Below are 18,249 nucleotides of genomic sequence, written 5' to 3'. Positions count from 1 at the left end.
CTCCCTCCCCGAGCGGCGGGGCCGTACTCGGCGGGTGCGGCCCTGCCGCCATGTCGCGGAATGGTTCAATTTCCGCCATGAACACGACCGCCACTGACATCGACGTCCTTCGGGTCTTCTGCGCGGGCGACGGCCGGTACGGCAACGCGCTCGGAGTCGTACGGGACGCCCGTACCCACCCCGACGAGGCCTCCCGGCAGGCGCTCGCCAAGGAACTCGGCTTCAGCGAGACGGTGTTCGTGGACGACCCGGAGCGCGGGATCGTCGACATCTACACCCCCGGCCTGCGGCTGCCGTTCGCCGGGCACCCGCTCGTCGGCGCCGCCTGGCTGCTCGACCTGGAGGTCGTGTGCCCGCCCGCCGGCGAGGTGTGGGTGCGCGGCGACGGCGAGTTCACCTGGATCGGGGCGCGCGCCGAGTGGGCGCCGCCGCGGACCCTCCGCCAGTACGGCTCCGCGGCGGAGGTGGACGCCCTGGAGATCCCCGAACCCGGCGAGTGGATCTACGCCTGGGCCTGGGAGGAGGAGGCCGCGGGCCGGGTCAGGGCGCGGGCGTTCCCGGGGCGCGGCGACGGCATCGACGAGGACGAGGCGACCGGCGCGGCGGCGCTGCTGCTCACGGTGGAGCTCGGCCGGGCCCTGAACATCACGCAGGGCCGGGGTTCGCAGCTGCTCACCGCCCCCGGCCCCGACGGCATCGTGGAGTTGGGCGGAAGGGTCCGCCTGGAGGGAACGCTCACGCGCTGACCCCGCCGCTCACGCGCTGAGCGGGAACTCGCCTCCCAGCTGGTGGAAGACCGCGCTGTTGAACGCGAAGGCGCGCTTGCACTCGTCGACGATCCGCTGCTTCTCCAGGTCGTCGGCGTTCACCCCGTCGAGCAGCTCCCGGTACGCCCGCTTGAACGCGGCCGGGTTGGCGATCTCCTCGAAGACGTAGAAGCGGACGCCGTCGCCCTTGCGCGAGAAGCCCCAGGTGCGCTCCGCCTTGTCGCGGATGATCTGACCGCCCGACAGATCGCCCAGGTACCGCGTGTAGTGGTGGGCCACGTACCCCGCGGGCCAGTCACGGGCGCACTCGGCGACCCGCTCGGCGTACGCGACGGTGGCGGGCAGCGGGGAGACCCCGACGCGCCAGCCGGGGCCGCGCAGATGGGCCAGGTCCTGCTCCAGGGCGACCGTGCGGAACAGCTCGGGCTGTATGAACGGCCCGGCGACCGGGTCCGCGCGCAGCGCCTCCGCGCCCTCCTCCAGGGCCCGGTACACGAACCAGAGCTGCTCCGTGTAGCGCGCGTAGGCGTCGACGCCCAGGCGCCCGCCCAGGAGGTCGCCCATGAAGGACGAGGTCTCCGCCTCGGTGTGCTGCTCGTGCGAGGCCGTGCGGATGAGCGTCGAGAAGGGCGTGTCCAAGGTAGGCCTCCGGGACCGATGGGACGGGAACCAGTGACGATCCTGCCAAGTTAGGCATACCTAAGTCAACTGGTTCCCGACGTCCTGTCGGTAAGACGGTACCCATCCTGGGGGTCAGGGCAACGTGAGGATTTCGGCCCCGTTCTCGGTCACCACGAGCGTGTGCTCGAACTGCGCGGTCCGCTTCCGGTCCTTGGTGACGACCGTCCAGCCGTCGTCCCACATGTCGTAGTCGTGCGTGCCGAGCGTCAGCATCGGCTCGATGGTGAAGGTCATGCCGGTCTTGATCTCGGTGGTGTGGTGGGGCGAGTCGTAGTGCGGGACGATCAGACCCGAGTGGAAGGACGAGTTGATGCCGTGCCCGGTGAAGTCACGGACGACGCCGTAGCCGAAGCGCTTGGCGTACGACTCGATGACCCGCCCGATGATGTTGATCTGGCGGCCCGGCTTCACCGCCTTGATGGCCCGGTTCAGGGACTCCCGGGTCCGCTCCACGAGCAGCCGCGACTCCTCGTCGACGTCCCCGCAGAGATAGGTGGCGTTGTTGTCGCCGTGGACGCCGTTGATGTACGCCGTGACGTCCAGGTTCACGATGTCGCCGTCCCGGAGGACGGTGGAGTCCGGGATGCCGTGGCAGATGACCTCGTTGACCGAGGCGCAAAGCGACTTCGGGAACCCGCGGTAGCCGAGGGTGGAGGGGTAGGCGCCGTGGTCGCACATGAACTCGTGCGCGACCCGGTCGAGCTCGTCGGTGGTGACGCCCGGGGCGATGTGCTTGGCGGCCTCCTCCATCGCCTGAGCGGCGATGCGGCCGGCGATCCGCATGCGTTCGACGGTGTCGGAATCCTGCACCTCGGGCCCGGTGTACGGGGCCGGGGCGGGCTTCCCGACGTACTCGGGGCGGCGGATGGAGCCCGGGACGGAGCGGTGGGGGGAGAGCTCCCCCGGTACGAGAAGCGACTGGCCAGACATGACAGCGAGTCTAACGACCGGGTCTGGGGCAGCATGGTCCCAGAGGAAGGAGCCGACGACGATGGCCCTGTTCAAGAAGCGCACGGTGGGCAAACCGGGCGAGTGGTACTACTGCCTGGAGCACAGACAGGTCGAAGAGGGCCCCGAGTGCCCGGCGAAGAACCGATTCGGCCCGTACACCAGCCGCGAGGAGGCCAACCGCGCCATGGAGACCGCCCGCGAGCGGAACCAGGAGTGGGAGACCGACCCGCGCTGGCACGACCAGGGGCGGACGCAGGAGCCGCCGGACTAGGGCCGCGCGGCCTGCGCCTGGGGCGCGTCCGCCCCGGGGTGCGCCCGGCGCCCCCGCGGCCGGGACCGTTCAGACGGTCCCGGCCGTGGTCCGCCCGTCCGGATCCCGCCCGGCCCCCTGCTGGGCCTTGCGTCGCAGCGAGTCCTCGTCGGTCTCGGAGTCGTACGTGAGGAGCTTCGGCAGCGCGAGGCAGAGCAGCCCCACCGAGGCGACACAGGCCACGCCGCCCGTCCAGACCGCCGACCGGGTGCCGGTCCAGCCGGCCATCACGCCCGCGCGTACCTGGCCCAGCTGCGGGCCGACGCCGTAGGAGAGCACCTCGATGCCGGCGAGCCGCCCGCGCAGCTCCTCGGGGATCGTCTGGTTCCAGATCGTGGCGCGGCCGAGCCCGCTCAGCATGTCGCCCGCGCCCGCGAAGACCAGGCAGAGCAGCACCAGCCAGACGTTCCCGAACCACCCCGCCGCCGCGATGGCGAGCCCCCAGCCGGCCGCGCCCCCGACCACGAGCAACCCGTGCCGCCGCACCTTCGACGTCCAGCCGCTGGTCAGGCCGAGCAGCAGGGAGCCGACCGAGCCCGCCGCGTACATCAGGCCCAGCGACCAGTCCGCGTCCAGCTCGTCCGCGAGGAACGGGAAGATCGTGTTCGGGAAGGCGAAGAACATCGCCGCGAGGTCGATCGCGTACGTGCCGAGCAGCACCGGCCGCGACCAGGCGTACCGCGCGCCCTCCGCGATGCCCCGCAGCGAGGGCTTCTCCGCGTCGTGCGCGGCCGGGGCCGGGGAGAGCCGGCGGCACAGCAGCACCGAGACGGCGAAACCGGCGAGCGTCACCCCGTACGCGGGCGCGTGACCCGCGTACGCCACGACCAGACCCGCGAGGGCCGGGCCCGCGATCGAGCCCATCTGCCAGCGCAGCGAGTTCAGCGCGGCCGCCGCGGTCTGCTGCTCGTGCGGCACGATCCGGGCGAGCAGCGAGTCCAGGGCGGGCCGCTGGAGCCCCGCGAGCGCCGAGACGCCGGCCGCGACCACGTACAGCGGCCAGAGCACCGGCTCCGGCAGCAGCGCGTTGACCAGCAGGATCAGGGCGAGGACCCCGAGGCCCGCCTCGGTCGCGAGGATCACCTTCCGCCGGTCGACGGCGTCGGCGAGCGCCCCGCCGTACAGGCCGAACACCACGAGCGGCACCAGCTCGACCGCGCCCATCGCACCGACCGCGAGCGGCGAACCCGTCAGCTCCTTGATCTGCAACGGCAGGGCGATCATCGCCATCGCGCTGCTGAAGTAGGTGACGAGCCCCTGGATCCACAGCAACCGGAAGTCGGAGGACGAGCGCCACGGGGCCAGATCGGGGAGCAGCGCGGAGATCTTCGCGAGGGGGGAGGACACGAGGGGCCATGCTCCGGCGCGAGAGTGCCGGGGGCAACCGAATTTGAGGGGCGCGTGGGGCCGCCCCCCGCTCCTACCAGCGCGGCGGCGGCGGGGCCGTCAGCCGGTCGGCGAGGCTGGAGAGGCGGTCCCGGAAGCGGCGGTTCCCGCGCGGGGACGGCAGGCTGTTCTCCCCGGCCGCCGCGCTCACCAGGTGCTGCACCGTGTCCAGGTCCACCTCCGCCCCCTCCGCCACCGTGAGCGTCTCGTGCGCGAGCCCCCGCACCTCCTCGTCGCCCCCGTCCAGCGAAAGGACCGTCGCCCCCGCCCGCCGGGCGTCGTGCACCCGCTGGAGAAGCCCCGCGTCCGGCCGCTCCGGCGCCACCATCAGCACCGTCGCCCCGCGCCCCGCCGCCTCGAGACGGCCGAGGCCCACCGCCAGATGCGCCGGATCCCCCGGCCGCACCCGGTGCCGTACCAGCGTCGGTGCCAGCTCCGGCAGCCCCGACCAGGCGGACTCGTCGACCAGGTGCGCCGCCAGGTGCCAGGGCTCGTACTCCGCCGTGCCCACCAGGAGCAGCCCGTCCCGGTGCCGGACCACCGAGGACCGGAGCGTGCCCGCGAACCGGCGGGCCGCCGTCGGCCACTCCGTCCCGGCGAGCACTTCCCGCAGCAACGCGACCCGTACGGCATCCATGAGCCCGCATCATGCACCAGCCCGCGGCCCGCGCGCGGGTGGTCGTGACGGATCCACCCGTACGGGAGTCCCGGCGCCCCGACCGCTCGGTAATGTCGGGGCCATGACTACCCCCAGCGACACCAGCGACGCCGGCGACGCCACCGCCGCACCCGCCACCCCCGCCGCGTCGAAGCCCGCGCCCAAGGACCCGTGGGACCTCCCCGACGTCTCCGGCCTCGTCGTCGGCGTCCTCGGTGGCACCGGCGAGCAGGGCCGCGGCCTCGCCTACCGGCTCGCCAAGGCCGGCCAGAAGGTGATCATCGGCTCCCGCGCCGCCGACCGCGCGCGCGATGTCGCCGCGGAGATCGGCCACGGCGTCGAGGGCGCCGACAACGCCGAGTGCGCCCGCCGCAGCGACATCGTGATCGTCGCCGTGCCGTGGGACGGTCACGCCAAGACCCTGGAGTCCCTCCGCGAGGAACTCGCCGGCAAGCTCGTCGTGGACTGCGTCAACCCGCTCGGCTTCGACAAGAAGGGCGCCTACGCCCTCAAGCCCGAGGAGGGCTCCGCCGCAGAGCAGGCCGCCGCGCTGCTCCCCGACTCCCGGGTCGCCGCCGCCTTCCACCACCTCTCCGCCGTCCTCCTCCAGGACACCTCCCTGGAGGAGATCGACACGGACGTGATGGTCCTCGGCGAGGAGCGCGCCGACGTCGAGCTCGTGCAGGCCCTCGCCGGCCGCATCCCCGGCATGCGGGGCGTCTTCGCCGGCCGGCTGCGCAATGCCCACCAGGTCGAGTCGCTCGTCGCCAACCTGATCTCGGTCAACCGCCGCTACAAGGCCCACGCCGGGCTCCGCGTCACCGACATCTGAGCCGACCCCGGCCGGACGCTCCCGGCCGGACGGTTCGGCCGGACGCACCCGGCCGGACGCTTCGGCCGGACGCTCCCGGCCCGCCGCAGGGCGGAGCCGGGGACCGGACGCTTCCGGGCATGGGGGACACTGGACGGGCACCAGCAGCCGTACCCGGACAGGAGCCGACCCCCATGCCCCGCCTCGCCCTCTACGCCCTCGCGGTCTGCGCACTGGCCGTCACCGCGGCCGTCGTCTCCTTCGTCGAGGGCAGCTTCCTCGGCATCGTCTGGGTCCTGCTCGCCGGCCTCTCCTCCAACATGGCCTGGTACTACCTCCGCCGCGCGAAGGTCGAGAAGGCCGCCGCCGCCCAGGGCTAGACCTGGCAGAACTCCGGCGTCTCCTGCCAGAACCGGAACAGCTGCGAACCGCAGTAGCGGAAGGCGTCCGGCACCCCGAGCGACCGCATCAGCGCGTCGATCGCGTCGAAGAAGGCCCCGTTGATCGCGGGCACGAACAGCAGCGCGATCACGATGAAGAAGCCGTACGGCGCGTACGGCTCGATCTGCCGCTTCACCTTGTACGACAGCCAGGGCTCCACGACCCCGTACCCGTCGAGCCCCGGCACCGGCAGCAGGTTCAGGAGCGCCGCCGTCACCTGGAGGAACGCCAGGAACGCGAGCGCGAACCGGAACGCGGGCGGTACGCCGTCAAGCGCGTCCAGCCAGAACGGGGCCGTGCAGACCAGCGCGAACAGCACGTTCGCCAGCGGGCCCGCCGCCGAGATCAGGCTGTGCTTCCAGCGGCCCTTGATCCGGCCCTGCTCGATGAAGACCGCGCCGCCCGGCAGACCGATCCCGCCCATGATCACGAAGAGGACCGGCAGCACGATGCTCAGGACGGCGTGGGTGTACGCGAGCGGGTTCAGGGTCAGATAGCCCTTCGCGCCGACCGTGAGGTCCCCGCCGTGCAGGGCGGTGCGGGCGTGCGCGTACTCGTGGAGGCAGAGCGACACCACCCACGCCGAGGTCACGAAGAGGAACACCGCCAGGCCGGGCGAGGCGGCGAAGTCCGTCCACACCGCCCAGCCGGTGACGGCCATGACGGCGAGGATCGCCAGGAAGACGGGGCTGATCCGCCGTTCGTGGCGCCGGGTGGTGGCCGTGGTCATCGCGGGAGCTCCCAGGGGACGGGGACGGACGGGGCGGGGCGGGGCGGGGCGGGGCGGGGACGGAGGGGCGGTGGACGTGCCCGGCGGACGAGCCCGACGTGCCCGACGGACGAGCCCGACGTGCCCGACGGACGAGCCCGACGTGTCCGGCGTGTTCGGCAGACTGTCCGAGTGGGTCTTGCCGGTCCCGATGTGCGGGAAACGTACCGGAGTACGGGGCGAGTTCCGGAGTCCGGGGCCTTCTCGCGGAGAATGGGCCCGTGCGCTACTCCGTCCTCGGCCCCACCCTCGCCCACACGCCCGACGGCGCCGACGTGCCCGTCGGCGGCCCGCGGGTCCGTGCGCTGCTGACCGTCCTCGCCCTCCGGGCCGGCCGGACCGTGCCCGTACCCGACCTGGTCGACGAGGTCTGGCACGGCGACCAGCCGCCCGCCGACGCCGTCGCCGCGCTCCAGGCCCTCGTCGGACGGCTCCGCAAGGCGCTCGGCCGGGACCGGGTGGTCTCCGCCGAGGGCGGCTACCGGCTCGACGCCGAGCCCGGGGACGTGGACGCCCGCCGCTTCGAGCGCCTCGCCGCGGAGGGTGCGGCCGCGCTCGGCGCCGGAGACCCGGCACGGGCCGCCGCCCTCCTCGACGAGGCCCTCGGGCTCTGGCGCGGCCCCGCCCTCGCCGATCTGCCGGACCGGGACGCCGAGGCCGCCCGCTGGGAGGCCCGGCGCCTCGACGCCCGGCGGGCCAGGCTCGACGCGTCCCTCGCGCTCGGTGAGGCGTCCACGGCGCTCCCCGAACTGACCGCCCTCTGTGCGGCCCACCCCCTCGACGAGCCCCTCCAGGCGCTGCGGATCCGCGCCCTGCGGGACACCGGGCGGGCGGCCGAGGCCCTCGCCGCGTACGAGACGGTCCGCCGCGCCTTCGCCAACCGCCTCGGCACGGACCCCTCACCGGCCCTTCGGGCCCTGCACGCGGAGCTGCTGTCCCCGGCGCCCGCGACGACGGGCCCCGCGCTCGCACCGAAGCCGGCGTCCGGACCGGCGTCCGGCTCGGCCCCCGAGTGGCCGGCGTCCGGACCGGCATCCGGGACCGCTCCCGCTCCCGCCGCCCACCCGGCGCCCGGACCCCTGCCGCAGCCGCCCGCGCCCGTCCCGGGCAACCTGCGGGCCCGGCTCACCAGTTTCGTCGGCCGCGACAAGGAGATCGCCGCCCTCCAGGAGGACCTGCGGACGGCGCGGCTCGTCACCCTGCTCGGCCCCGGGGGAGCAGGCAAGACCCGGCTCTCGCAGGAGGCCGCCGAGCGTGGGGCCGAGGCCTGGCCGGACGGCGTCTGGGTCGCCGAGCTCGCTCCCGTCACCGACCCGGAGGCCGTCCCCGACGCCGTGCTCGCCGCCGTCGGCGCCCGTGAGACCGTCCTGCGCGGCGCCGGGGCCGAGGAGTTGCGGGCCGGCACCGACCCGATCGACCGGCTCGTCGAGCACTGCGCGGGGCGCCGGATGCTGCTGCTCCTCGACAACTGCGAGCACCTCGTCGCCGCCGCCGCCGAACTCGCCGAGACCCTCCTCGCCCGCTGCCCCGGCCTCCGGGTCCTCGCGACGAGCCGGGAGCCGCTGGGGGTGCCGGGGGAGATGGTGCGGCCGGTGGGCCCGCTGCTCACGGCGACCGCCCTGCGGCTGCTGGGCGAGCGCGGCGCGGCGGTCCGGCCCGGGTTCCGCGTCGAGGAGGACCCGGAGGCGGCGGCCGAGATCGTACGCCGCCTGGACGGGCTGCCCCTGGCGATCGAACTGGCGGCGGCGAGGCTGCGGATGCTGACCCTGCGCCAGATCGCGGAGCGGCTCGACGACCGCTTCCGGCTGCTGACGTCGGGCGCGCGGACGGTACTGCCCCGCCAGCAGACCCTCCGCGCGGTCGTCGACTGGTCCTGGGACCTCCTCGACGAAGCCGAACGCGCCGTCCTGCGCCGCCTGTCGGTGTTCACCGGCGGCACCGCCCTGGAGGCGGCGGAGGCGGTCTGCGCCGACCCGGCCGGAGCGGACGCCCCCGCCCCCGCCCCCGGCGACGTCCTCGACCTGCTCGGGTCCCTCGTCGACAAGTCGCTCGTCGTGGCCGTGCCCGGTGAGGGCGGGATGCGGTACCGGCTGCTCGAAACAGTCGCCGAGTACGCGGGGGAGCGGCTCGACAAGGCCGGGGAGCGGGCCGTGGTCGAGCGGCGCCACCTCGCGTACTACCGGGAACTGGCCCGCCGCACCGATCCCGAGCTGCGCGGAGCGAAGCAGGTCGCCGCCCTCGCCCGCTTCGGGACCGAGTACGGCAACCTCCGCACCGCCCTGCGCCGGGCCGTCGACGCCCGCGACGAGGACGAGGCGCTCGTCCTCGTCCACTCCCTGCTCTGGTACTGGCAGATGCTCGACCTGCGTGCCGACGCCCTGCACTGGGCCCGGGCCGCCGCCGCCCTCGGACCCGACCCGTTCGGGCCGGCCGCCGCCCCCGTCGTACCCCTGCACGAGCCGTGCACGGCCGCCCCGCCACCGCTCGAAGAGGAGCAGCGCTGGGAGGCCAGGCGCGGGGTGCGTCTCGTCGAACTGATCAACATGAACCACGAGACCGGCCGCTGGACCAGCCCCCAGGGCATGCGGCGGCTCCGCGAGATGACCGCCGGCTACGACCCCGGCCTGCCCCAGACCTGCCGGCTGCCCGGCTCCTACGCCTTCTTCGCGGTCCTCCTCATCGGGGAGGCAGGCCGGCTCCAGGAGCTCCTCGACACGACCGTCGAGGCCTGCCGCCGGTACGGCTACGACTGGGACCTCGCCAACGCCCTCCAGTTGCGCGCCAACTTGCTCGCCAACCGGGGCGACCTGGCCGGGGCGGCGATCCGCGACGCCGACGAGAGCCTGGAGATCTTCGGCCGGCTCGGAGACGCCTGGGGCGCGGCCGAGGCGCTCTCCTCCCGCGCGGAGGCCCGGGAACGGCGGCTCGAGTTCGAGGAGTCGGCCGCGGACTACGCCGCCGCCATCGGCTACGCCGAACAGATCGGCGCCCAGGCCCAGATGGCGCTCCTGCGGGCCCGGTACGCCGGCACGCTCGTCGAGACCGGGCGGCTCGCGGAGGGCGAGGCGATCCTGCGCGAGATCCTGGACGGCGCCCACGGCCGCAGCCACGAACCCCAGCTCGGCACCCGCATGTTCCTCGGCATGGCGCTCGGCCGCAGCGGACGCACCGCCGAGGCCCGCGAGCACTTCCTCGCGCTGCGGCGGGACTTCGACTCCGAGACGCTCTCCCTCTTCGAGGGCTTCACCCTCGGCGTCCTCGGCTGGCTGGACGACCTGGAAGGCCGCTACGGATCCGCGCTCGCCCTCGCCGCGGAGGCGTTCGAGCGGTCCCTGGGCTCGCTGTCGATGACGGTCGCGCCGCAGATGCCCGCGGTCCACGCGGTCACCGCCGCCTGGGCACTCGCCGGGCTCGGCGGCCCGGAGGCGCGGCTCGGCGCGGTGCTGCTCGGCGCCAGGGACGGGCTGCTCCCGCCGGGTCACCTGTCGCCGCCGATGGAGCGGGAGAGCCTGGAGCGGGCCACCGAACTGACCCGTTCCGTCCTCGGCGAGGACGCGTTCGCGGCGGCGTACGCCGAAGGCGGCGGTCTCTCCTTGGAAGAGACCGCCGCCCTGCTCGGCCGCGCCGCCGACGCGATCAGTGAGCGCGCCGAGTCCTGACCCCCGTCCCGGTACCCCGTACCGGAGGACTCAGGTCTTGTTGCGGAACTTCGTCACCGCGAGCGGCGCCGTGACGACCGTGATGGCGAGGGCCCAGCCGAGGGTCATCCACACGGAGTCGGCGACCGGGCCGCCGTTGATCAGGTTCCGTGCGGCGTCGGCGAGGTTCGACAGCGGGTTGTAGTCGGTGAAGGCCTTCAGCCAGCCGGGCATCGACGTCGGCGGGGCGAAGATCGACGAGCCGAACTGCAGCGGCATCAGGACGAGCATGGCCATGCCCTGGACCGCCTGCGCGGTCTTCAGGGTCAGCCCGAGCAGGATGAAGATCCACATCAGCGACGCTCCGAAGACCATCGACAGGCCGATGGCGGCGAGGAGGTGGAAGACCGAGGTGTGGATCTCCATGCCGAGCAGGAAGCCCATGCCGAGCAGGATCGCGGTGGCGATCAGCATCCGGCCGACCTCGACGACGATCTTCGCGATCAGGACGGAGGACCGGGCGATCGGCATCGTCCGGAACCGGTCCATGACCCCCTTCTTGAAGTCGTCGTTGATGCCCACGCCGACGGCCATCGCGATGTTCATGCCCATCATCGCCATCAGGCCCGGGGTCACGTAGTTGACGTAGGCCTCGTTGTTGCCCTTGCCGGCGATGGCGCCGCCGAAGACGTACACGAACAGCAGGATGAAGATGATCGGCATCAGGACGGCGTCGAACATCGACTCCGGGTCCTGCTTGATCTGGAGGGCGTTGCGCCGGGCCAGGGCGCCGATGTGGCGCAGATTGCCGCGGAGGCCGATCCGGCCCTCGTCGACGGGCGCGCGCCGCGCCGGAGCCGCGTCCGGACCGGGGGCGCCGACGGGGGACTTGGTGACCGTGGTCGTGCTCATGCGGCGACCTCCTCGTTGATCGCGTCGGACAGGTCGGAATCGGCGGTCTTCTGGCCGGTGATCGCCAGGAACACCTCGTCCAGGCTGGGCAGATGGGTGCCGATGTGGGCCAGGCCGAAACCGCGCGCCCCCAGCAGGGCCACGACGGCCGTCAGCTGCTGGTCGGTGAGGATCGGCACGTACAGCGCGCCGTCGTCGGGCACGACCGTCGCGCCGGCGACACCGTCGAGCCCCGTCTCGCGGAGCGCGGCGGCCATCGCCGGCAGCTGCCCCGGGTCCACCGGGCGGACCTTCAGGGTCCGGCCGCCGACCTTGGCCTTCAGCTCGTCGACCCCGCCCTTGGCGATGACCTTGCCCCGGTCGATGACGGTCAGCTCGCTCGCGAGCTGCTCCGCCTCCTCCATGTACTGGGTGGTGAGGAGGACGGTGACGCCCTCGGAGACCATCCGCTGGACCTCGTCCCACACCTCGTTGCGGGTGCGGGGGTCGAGACCGGTGGTCGGCTCGTCCAGGTAGAGGACGGCCGGCCGGCCGATCATCGAGGCGGCGAGGTCGAGACGGCGCCGCATGCCGCCGGAGTAGGTCATCGCGGGCCGCTTGGCGGCGTCGGTGAGGGAGAACCGCTCCAGCATCTCGTCGGCCCGGCGGCGGGCGTCGGCACGGGAGAGATCGAGCAGCCGCCCGATCATGTACAGGTTCTCCCAGCCGGACAGCTTCTCGTCGACCGAGGCGTACTGCCCGGTGAGCCCTATGGTGCGGCGCAGCTGGCGGGGGTGCTTCACCACGTCGTACCCGGCGACGACGGCGGTCCCGGAGTCCGGGACGAGGAGGGTGGACAGGCAGCGGACGAGGGTGGTCTTCCCGGCGCCGTTGGGGCCGAGCACCCCGAGGACCGTGCCCTCCCGTACGTCGAGGTCGACCCCGTCGAGGGCCTTGGTGGCGCCGAAGTGCTTCACGAGGCCCCGGACCTCGACGGCGTTGGTATGTGATCGCGTCATGGCCACCACTACACCAGGTGCCACCGACAATCCCCCTACAGACGACCGACAGCCCGCCGATGGGGGATGTCGGCGGGCTGTCGGCCTATCGGTGGAACCGCGGTGGTCTCGTGGAAGCCTCTAGTGGAAGGTGTGCTCCTCGGCGGGGAACGCCCCGCCGCCGACGTCCTCCGCGAAGGCGCGCGCGGCGTCGCCGAGCGTCTCGCGGAGGTTGGCGTACTGCTTGGTGAAGCGCGGGACCTTGCCGCCGGTCAGGCCGGCCATGTCGGTCCAGACGAGGACCTGCGCGTCGGTGCCGGCGCCCGCCCCGATGCCGATGGTCGGGATGTGCAGCGAGCGGGTGACCTCGGCGGCCAGCTCGGCCGGTACGAGCTCCAGGACGACCGCGAACGCGCCCGCGTCCTGCGCCGCCTTCGCGTCGCGGAGCAGCTTGTGCGCGGCCTCGTCGGAACGGCCCTGCACCCGGTAGCCCATGGTGTTCACGGACTGCGGGGTCAGACCCAGGTGGGACATGACGGGGATGCCGGCCTGGACGAGCAGCTCGGTCTGCGGCAGCGAGCGCTCGCCGCCCTCCAGCTTGATCGCGCCGACACCCGCGTCCTTGACCAGCCGGGTGGCGTTGCGCAGGGCCTGGACGGGCCCCTCCTGGTACGAGCCGAAGGGCAGGTCGCCGACGACGAGGGCGCGCTTCGTGCCCCGGACGACGGCGGCGGACAGCAGCGTCATCTCGTCCATCGTGACGGGCACGGTGGTCTCGTAGCCGAGGTGGCAGTTGCCCATGGAGTCGCCGACGAGGATCACCGGGATGCCGGCCTCGTCGAAGACGGAGGCGGTCATCGCGTCGTAGGCGGTGAGCATGGGCCACTTCTCGCCGCGGGTCTTCGCGGCGGCGATGTCGTGGACGGTGATGCGGCGTGTGCCCTTGCCGCCGTACAGCGCCTTGCTGCTGTCGGCGGGCGGCTTCTGGGCAGCCTGAAGCGTCATCGTGAAGCTCCTTTGTCATCTCGAGGCGCCCTGACGGCGTCCCCGGACCACATCCATGGTGGCACTTCGCCGGGCGGGCGGGGAAGTGGGCCGGAGTGGCGCTGTTCACACCGGCGCGCCGCCAGGTGGTGACCGTGTGTCGCGAGGGGCCACCGGGGCGTCCGTGCGTCGCGGCCGCCCGGTCGAATGTGCGCGTTCTGTCACAGCCCGCCCGCAGGCGCCACCCGCAGGAACCCGCCACGCCGCCGGTGTCGTCCTTCGGGGCGTACGCCGGACCCGTCATCCCCTAGTGTCGACGTCGGGTCACGGAGCAAGACGGCACGGCAGCAAGGCAGTGAGGACAGACGATGGCGCGGGTGGACATGACGGAGACCGAGCAGGGCCGCCGGGGGAACGAAAGCTCCGGCTCACGCTTCCGGACCACCCTCGACCGGCTCCGCCACGACCGCGGGATCTGGCGCCGCGGCATCCTGCTCGCCCTGTGCGCGGTCGCCCTCACCCTGCTGATGGTCCTCCACGCCGACATCCCCAACCGGATCGGCAACCTGGGCAGCCTGACCGAGACGTTCCTGCCCTGGATCGGCCTCTTCGTGCCGCTCCTCCTCGTCCTCGCCCTGCTGCGGCGCTCCGCCACCGCGCTGATCGCCCTGCTGCTGCCGGCCGTGGTGTGGCTCAACCTCTTCGGCGGGCTCGTCGCCGACAAGTCCGCCGCGGGCGGTGACCTGACCGTCGCCACCCACAACGTGAACGCCGACAACCCGGATCCCGAGGGCACGGCCCGGCTGCTCGCCGCGTCCGGCGCCGACGTGCTGGCCCTGGAGGAACTGAAGGGCGACGTGGTCCCGGCGTACGAGCGCGGTCTGGCGGAGACGTATCCGTACCACTCCGTCCAGGGCACGGTGGGCCTGTGGAGCAAGCTGCCGCTGCGCGCCGCGCAGCCCGTCGACATCCGGATGGGCTGGACCCGGGCCATGCGGGCCACCGTCGTCACCCCGCAGGGCGAGGTGGCCGTGTACGTCGCCCACCTGCCGTCCGTACGGGTCAAGCTGAACGCCGGCTTCACCGCCAACCAGCGTGACGCCAGCGCCAATGCCCTCGGCGAGGCCATCTCCGACGACCCGCACGAGCGGCTCGTCCTCCTCGGCGACCTCAACGGCACCATGAACGACCGGGCGCTCAACGCCGTCACCTCGCAGCTCCGCTCCACCCAGGGCGCGGCAGGCGACGGCTTCGGCTTCAGCTGGCCGGCCTCGTTCCCGATGGCCCGGATCGACCAGATCATGGTCAAGGGCGTCGAGCCGATGTCGTCGTGGGCCCTCCCGGAGACGAAGAGCGACCACCTCCCGGTCGCCGCCCGCGTGAAGCTCGACACGACGGCGTCGTAGCGCGCGTAGTCGAAACCTCCCCTTCATCCCTCGGAAGCCGCGGGGAAGAAAACACCTGGGAGTCTTTGTTCCGACGAAGAACTAACTTCCGGAAAGGCTCTTCCCATGCCCCTGGCGCTGCTCGCGCTCGCCGTCTCCGCCTTCGGCATCGGCACCACCGAATTCGTGATGATGGGCCTGCTCCCGCAGGTCGCCGACGACCTCGGCACCTCCGTCCCCACCGCCGGGTACCTCGTCTCGGCGTACGCGATCGGCGTCGTCCTCGGCGCCCCGCTGCTCACCGCCCTCGGCTCCCGCGTCCCGCGCAAGCGGATGCTCCTCCTCCTGATGGCCCTGTTCACGGTCGGCAACCTCGCCTCCGCGCTCGCCCCCGACTTCGGCTGGCTGGTCGCGGGCCGGGTCCTCGCAGGGCTGCCGCACGGCGCGTTCTTCGGCCTCGGCGCGGTCGTCGCCGCCCGGCTCGTGCGCGAGGACCGGCAGGCGCGGGCGGTGGCCACCATGTTCCTCGGCCTCACCGTCGCCAACATCCTCGGCGTACCGGCCGCGACCCTGCTCGGGCAGCACCTCGGCTGGCGGGCCACCTTCCTCGTCGTCTCCGCCATCGGCCTGGTCGCCATCGCCGCGCTCGCCCGTCTCGTGCCATACGTCCCCGTGGACGCGCGGCAGGGCCTGGGCCGCGAGGTGCGCGCCCTCGGCCGTCCGCAGGTGCTGCTGGGGCTCCTCACCGCCGTCTTCGGGTTCGCGGGCGTCTTCGCCGTCTACTCGTACCTGGCCTCGATGACCACCGAGGTGATGGGCTTCGGCGACTCCACCGTGACGATCGTCCTCGCCCTCTTCGGCCTCGGCATGACCGGTGGGGCACTCGCCGCGGGCCCGCTGACCGACCGGGCGCTGCGCCCGACCCTGTACGGCTCGCTCGCCGCCCTCGTGCTCGCCCTGGTCGCCTTCCGCTTCACCGTCCACGTGCCCTGGCTGGCCCTGGTCACGGTCGTGGTGCTCGGCGCGGTCGGCTTCATGACGACCACCCCGCTCCAGATGCTGGTCATGAACAAGGCCGAGGACGCGCCCACGCTCGCCTCCGCCTCCAACCACTCCGCCTTCAACCTGGCCAACGCGGGCGGCGCCTGGGCGGGCGGGGCCGCCGTCGCCGCCGGCTGGGGCTGGACCTCGCCGGCGCTCGTCGGCGCGGGGCTCACGGTGGTCGGCCTCGCGGTCGCCGTCGTGGCGGGTCTGCTCGACCGCGACGGCGGTACGGGGAAGGGGGCCTCCCGCGTCGTCGCGGGAAGCCCCCTCAAGGCGGCCGGGGCGGCCGGGGCGGAGGTCAGCCCGTCGCCGGCGTCTCCCGCCAGCGGTTCGTGATCGGCAGGCGCCGGTCCTTGCCGAAGCCCTTCGCCGAGATCTTGGTGCCCGGCGGGTACTGGCGCCGCTTGTACTCCGCCGTGTCCACCATCCGCAGCGTCCGCGTGACGAGCTCCTCGTCGAACCCGGCGGCCACGATCGCGTCCCTGCCCTGGTCCTGGTCCACATACAGGGAGAGGATCGCGTCCAGGACGTCGTAGTCCGGCAGCGAGTCCGTGTCGACCTGGCCGGGGCGCAGCTCGGCGCTGGGCGGCTTGGTGATCGAGCTCTCCGGGATCGGCGGGGTCTGGCCGCGCTCCTCGGCCGCCCGGTTCCGCCACCGCGCGAGCCGGAACACGGTCGACTTGTACACGTCCTTGATGGGCCCGTACGCGCCGACGGAGTCGCCGTACAGCGTCGAATAGCCCACCGCCAGCTCGGACTTGTTGCCCGGCGCGAGGACGATGTGGCCCTCCTGGTTGGAGATCGCCATCAGCGTCGTGCCCCGCAGCCGCGACTGGAGGTTCTCCTCCGCGAGGCCGGTGAGACCGAGCGAGCCCATGTACGCGTCGAACATCGGCTCGATCGACACGGTGCGGAAGTTGAGGCCGGTGCGGCGGGCGAGCTCGTCCGCGTCGCCGCGCGAGTGCTCCGAGGAGTACTTCGAGGGCATCGACACCCCGTACACGTTCGCCGCGCCGAGCGCGTCGCAGGCGATGGCCGCGACGAGCGCCGAGTCGATACCGCCGGAGAGACCGACGAGCACCGAGCGGAAACCGTTCTTCGCGACATACGCCCGCACCCCGATCACCAGCGCGGAGTACACCTCCTCGTCGTCGTCGAGCCGGTGCGCGTACCCGCCCGCCAGCTCCGGCTCGTACGCGGGCAGCGGCTTGTCGGAGAGCACCACCCGGTCGATCCGCAGCCCGTCGTCGACCACGCCCTCGGGGGCGTCGGCGGCGGCCGCCGGAAGGTCGAGATCCAGGATCACGCTGCCCTCCACGAACTGCGGGGCCCGCGCGATCACCTCCCCGTCCGCGTCCACGACGATCGAGTCCCCGTCGAAGACCAGCTCGTCCTGACCGCCCGTCATCGCCAGATAGGCCGTGACACAGCCCGCCTCCCGGGCCCGCGCGCTGACCAGTTCGAGCCGGGTGTCGTCCTTGTCCCGCTCGTACGGCGAGGCGTTGACCGACAGGAGCAGCCCGGCCCCCGCGCTGCGCGCCGCCGGCACCCGGCCGCCGTCCTGCCACAGGTCCTCGCAGATCGCCAGGGCCACGTCGATCCCGTGGACCCGGACGACCGGCAGGGTGTCGCCCGGCACGAAGTAGCGGTACTCGTCGAAGACGCCGTAGTTGGGGAGGTGGTGCTTGGCGAAGCGCAGCACGACCTCACCCCGGTGCAGCACGGCGGCGGCGTTCTCGGGGGAACCGGCGGGCCTGCCGAGCCTCGGCTCGGCCTGCTCGGAGCGGTCCAGGTAGCCGACGACGACCGGCAGCTCCCCGAAGCCCTCGTCCGCGAGCCGGCGGGCGAGACCGCGCAGGGCCGCGCGGGACGCCTCGACGAAGGAGGAGCGCAGGGCGAGGTCCTCGACGGGGTATCCGGTCAGCGCCATCTCGGGGAACGCGACGAGATGCGCGCCCTGTCCGGCGGCGTGCCGGGTCCAGTGCACGATCGCCTCGGCGTTCCCGGCGATGTCTCCGACGGTCGAGTCGATCTGATTGAGGGCGAGGCGTAGTTGAGGCACCCGCCCAGTGTAATCGTCAGACCGACGCTATGTCCTGGGGTACGCGACCCGAGTCCTGGATCCCGGCGCCTCCCCCCCCACGACCGCACGCCCCGCCGGGTCCACCCCGACCAGCGGCAACCCCCCGGTACGCCGTAACGTCTGACCCACTATGCCCCGAACGGTGACACGAGCCTCGGCCGTCCTGCTGGCCCTCGGTGCGGTCGCGTACACCGCCTGGGTGCTCGAAGCCGTCCTCGGGACGGGGCTCGACCCGGTCCGTACGTACGTCTCCGAACTCGCGGCGGCCGACCAGCCGTTCGGCGGCCTGTTCCGGGCGACGGACCTCGCGGCGGGACTGCTCGTCCTGGCGGGGGCGGTCACGGTCCTGCTGGGGACGCGACGAAACGGGGACGCGGGGCGACCTCTGGACCCGCTCCCAGGACGCCTCCGTCGTCTCCTTCGTCCAGCGCGGCTGGGACGAGTGCCTGGCG

At 73.2% G+C, this 18,249-nt stretch carries 17 protein-coding genes; 8 read left to right on the top strand and 9 right to left on the bottom strand.

All coding sequences use genetic code 11. The annotated features are described in order from the left end of the window. Positions 1 to 77: 77 nt before the first annotated feature. Entirely contained in the window at positions 78 to 746 is a 669-nt protein-coding gene (locus tag ABT034_RS29360; RefSeq protein ID WP_351220096.1) for a PhzF family phenazine biosynthesis protein, read from the top strand. A gap of 9 nt (positions 747 to 755) precedes the next feature. On the opposite strand, the gene ABT034_RS29355 is transcribed toward ABT034_RS29360, so the two are convergent. Together ABT034_RS29355 and map are read right to left on the bottom strand one after the other, a co-directional pair. Beyond that, the gene (locus ABT034_RS29355) at positions 756 to 1,406 is read right to left on the bottom strand and encodes a biliverdin-producing heme oxygenase (RefSeq protein WP_351220095.1); all 651 of its coding nucleotides are present in this window, start codon (positions 1,404 to 1,406) and stop codon (positions 756 to 758) included. A gap of 114 nt (positions 1,407 to 1,520) precedes the next feature. Next, on the bottom strand, positions 1,521 to 2,378 hold the full coding sequence (gene map / locus ABT034_RS29350; RefSeq protein ID WP_351220094.1) for a type I methionyl aminopeptidase: 858 nt from the start codon (positions 2,376 to 2,378) through the stop codon (positions 1,521 to 1,523). Positions 2,379 to 2,439: 61 nt separating this feature from the next. Between map and ABT034_RS29345 the strand changes: the two genes are divergently transcribed. After that, positions 2,440 to 2,670: a hypothetical protein gene (locus ABT034_RS29345; RefSeq protein ID WP_351220093.1), complete on the top strand. Its 231-nt coding sequence runs from the start codon at positions 2,440 to 2,442 to the stop codon at positions 2,668 to 2,670. Between the two features lie 69 nt (positions 2,671 to 2,739). Here the strand turns inward: ABT034_RS29345 and ABT034_RS29340 are convergent, their stop codons facing one another. Beyond that, the gene (locus ABT034_RS29340) at positions 2,740 to 4,056 is read right to left on the bottom strand and encodes an MFS transporter (protein WP_351220092.1); all 1,317 of its coding nucleotides are present in this window, start codon (positions 4,054 to 4,056) and stop codon (positions 2,740 to 2,742) included. A gap of 73 nt (positions 4,057 to 4,129) precedes the next feature. Then, on the bottom strand, positions 4,130 to 4,732 hold the full coding sequence (locus ABT034_RS29335; RefSeq protein WP_351220091.1) for a hypothetical protein: 603 nt from the start codon (positions 4,730 to 4,732) through the stop codon (positions 4,130 to 4,132). Positions 4,733 to 4,835: 103 nt separating this feature from the next. On the opposite strand from ABT034_RS29335, the gene npdG reads away from it, so the two are divergent. Together npdG and ABT034_RS29325 are read left to right on the top strand one after the other, a co-directional pair. Continuing rightward, positions 4,836 to 5,585 (top strand): NADPH-dependent F420 reductase, encoded by a 750-nt coding sequence (npdG, locus tag ABT034_RS29330; RefSeq protein WP_351220090.1) that lies wholly within the window; start codon positions 4,836 to 4,838, stop codon positions 5,583 to 5,585. A gap of 119 nt (positions 5,586 to 5,704) precedes the next feature. Next, positions 5,705 to 5,944: a hypothetical protein gene (locus tag ABT034_RS29325; RefSeq protein ID WP_351220089.1), complete on the top strand. Its 240-nt coding sequence runs from the start codon at positions 5,705 to 5,707 to the stop codon at positions 5,942 to 5,944. Here the strand turns inward: ABT034_RS29325 and ABT034_RS29320 are convergent. Further along, a complete protein-coding gene (locus ABT034_RS29320; protein WP_351220088.1) occupies positions 5,941 to 6,735 on the bottom strand; it encodes a site-2 protease family protein in 795 nt (264 codons plus the stop codon). The two genes, ABT034_RS29325 and ABT034_RS29320, sit on opposite strands and share 4 nt — an antisense overlap. Before the next feature lie 260 nt (positions 6,736 to 6,995). On the opposite strand from ABT034_RS29320, the gene ABT034_RS29315 reads away from it, so the two are divergent. Next, entirely contained in the window at positions 6,996 to 10,433 is a 3,438-nt protein-coding gene (locus ABT034_RS29315) for an AfsR/SARP family transcriptional regulator (protein ID WP_351220087.1), read from the top strand. A gap of 30 nt (positions 10,434 to 10,463) precedes the next feature. On the opposite strand, the gene ABT034_RS29310 is transcribed toward ABT034_RS29315, so the two are convergent. From ABT034_RS29310 to panB, 3 genes are all read right to left on the bottom strand, one after another. Then, positions 10,464 to 11,324: an ABC transporter permease gene (locus ABT034_RS29310; protein ID WP_351220086.1), complete on the bottom strand. Its 861-nt coding sequence runs from the start codon at positions 11,322 to 11,324 to the stop codon at positions 10,464 to 10,466. After that, positions 11,321 to 12,322: an ATP-binding cassette domain-containing protein gene (locus ABT034_RS29305; RefSeq protein WP_351220085.1), complete on the bottom strand. Its 1,002-nt coding sequence runs from the start codon at positions 12,320 to 12,322 to the stop codon at positions 11,321 to 11,323. Before ABT034_RS29305 ends, ABT034_RS29310 begins: the two co-directional genes overlap by 4 nt. 120 nt (positions 12,323 to 12,442) lie before the next feature. Continuing rightward, positions 12,443 to 13,306, bottom strand: coding sequence for a 3-methyl-2-oxobutanoate hydroxymethyltransferase (gene panB, locus ABT034_RS29300; RefSeq protein ID WP_351220084.1), 864 nt, complete (start codon positions 13,304 to 13,306; stop codon positions 12,443 to 12,445). A 347-nt stretch (positions 13,307 to 13,653) separates the two neighbouring features. On the opposite strand from panB, the gene ABT034_RS29295 reads away from it, so the two are divergent. Together ABT034_RS29295 and ABT034_RS29290 are read left to right on the top strand one after the other, a co-directional pair. Continuing rightward, positions 13,654 to 14,691, top strand: coding sequence for an endonuclease/exonuclease/phosphatase family protein (locus tag ABT034_RS29295; protein WP_351220083.1), 1,038 nt, complete (start codon positions 13,654 to 13,656; stop codon positions 14,689 to 14,691). Between the two features lie 105 nt (positions 14,692 to 14,796). After that, positions 14,797 to 16,050 carry an MFS transporter gene (locus ABT034_RS29290; RefSeq protein ID WP_351220082.1) on the top strand — a complete coding sequence of 418 codons (1,254 nt, stop codon included), beginning with the start codon at positions 14,797 to 14,799 and terminating at the stop codon, positions 16,048 to 16,050. On the opposite strand, the gene ABT034_RS29285 is transcribed toward ABT034_RS29290, so the two are convergent. Further along, positions 16,013 to 17,776 (bottom strand): NAD+ synthase, encoded by a 1,764-nt coding sequence (locus tag ABT034_RS29285; RefSeq protein WP_351220081.1) that lies wholly within the window; start codon positions 17,774 to 17,776, stop codon positions 16,013 to 16,015. The two genes, ABT034_RS29290 and ABT034_RS29285, sit on opposite strands and share 38 nt — an antisense overlap. Before the next feature lie 151 nt (positions 17,777 to 17,927). On the opposite strand from ABT034_RS29285, the gene ABT034_RS29280 reads away from it, so the two are divergent. Beyond that, on the top strand, positions 17,928 to 18,249 hold a 322-nt coding region (locus ABT034_RS29280), incomplete at its 3' end, for a DUF998 domain-containing protein (protein WP_351220080.1).

Source organism: Streptomyces sp. NPDC002773 (assembly GCF_040295605.1).
GTDB lineage: Bacteria > Actinomycetota > Actinomycetes > Streptomycetales > Streptomycetaceae > Streptomyces.
The sequence above is the reverse complement of the archived record's forward strand: the minus strand, read 5'-3'. Positions and strand labels throughout refer to the sequence as shown.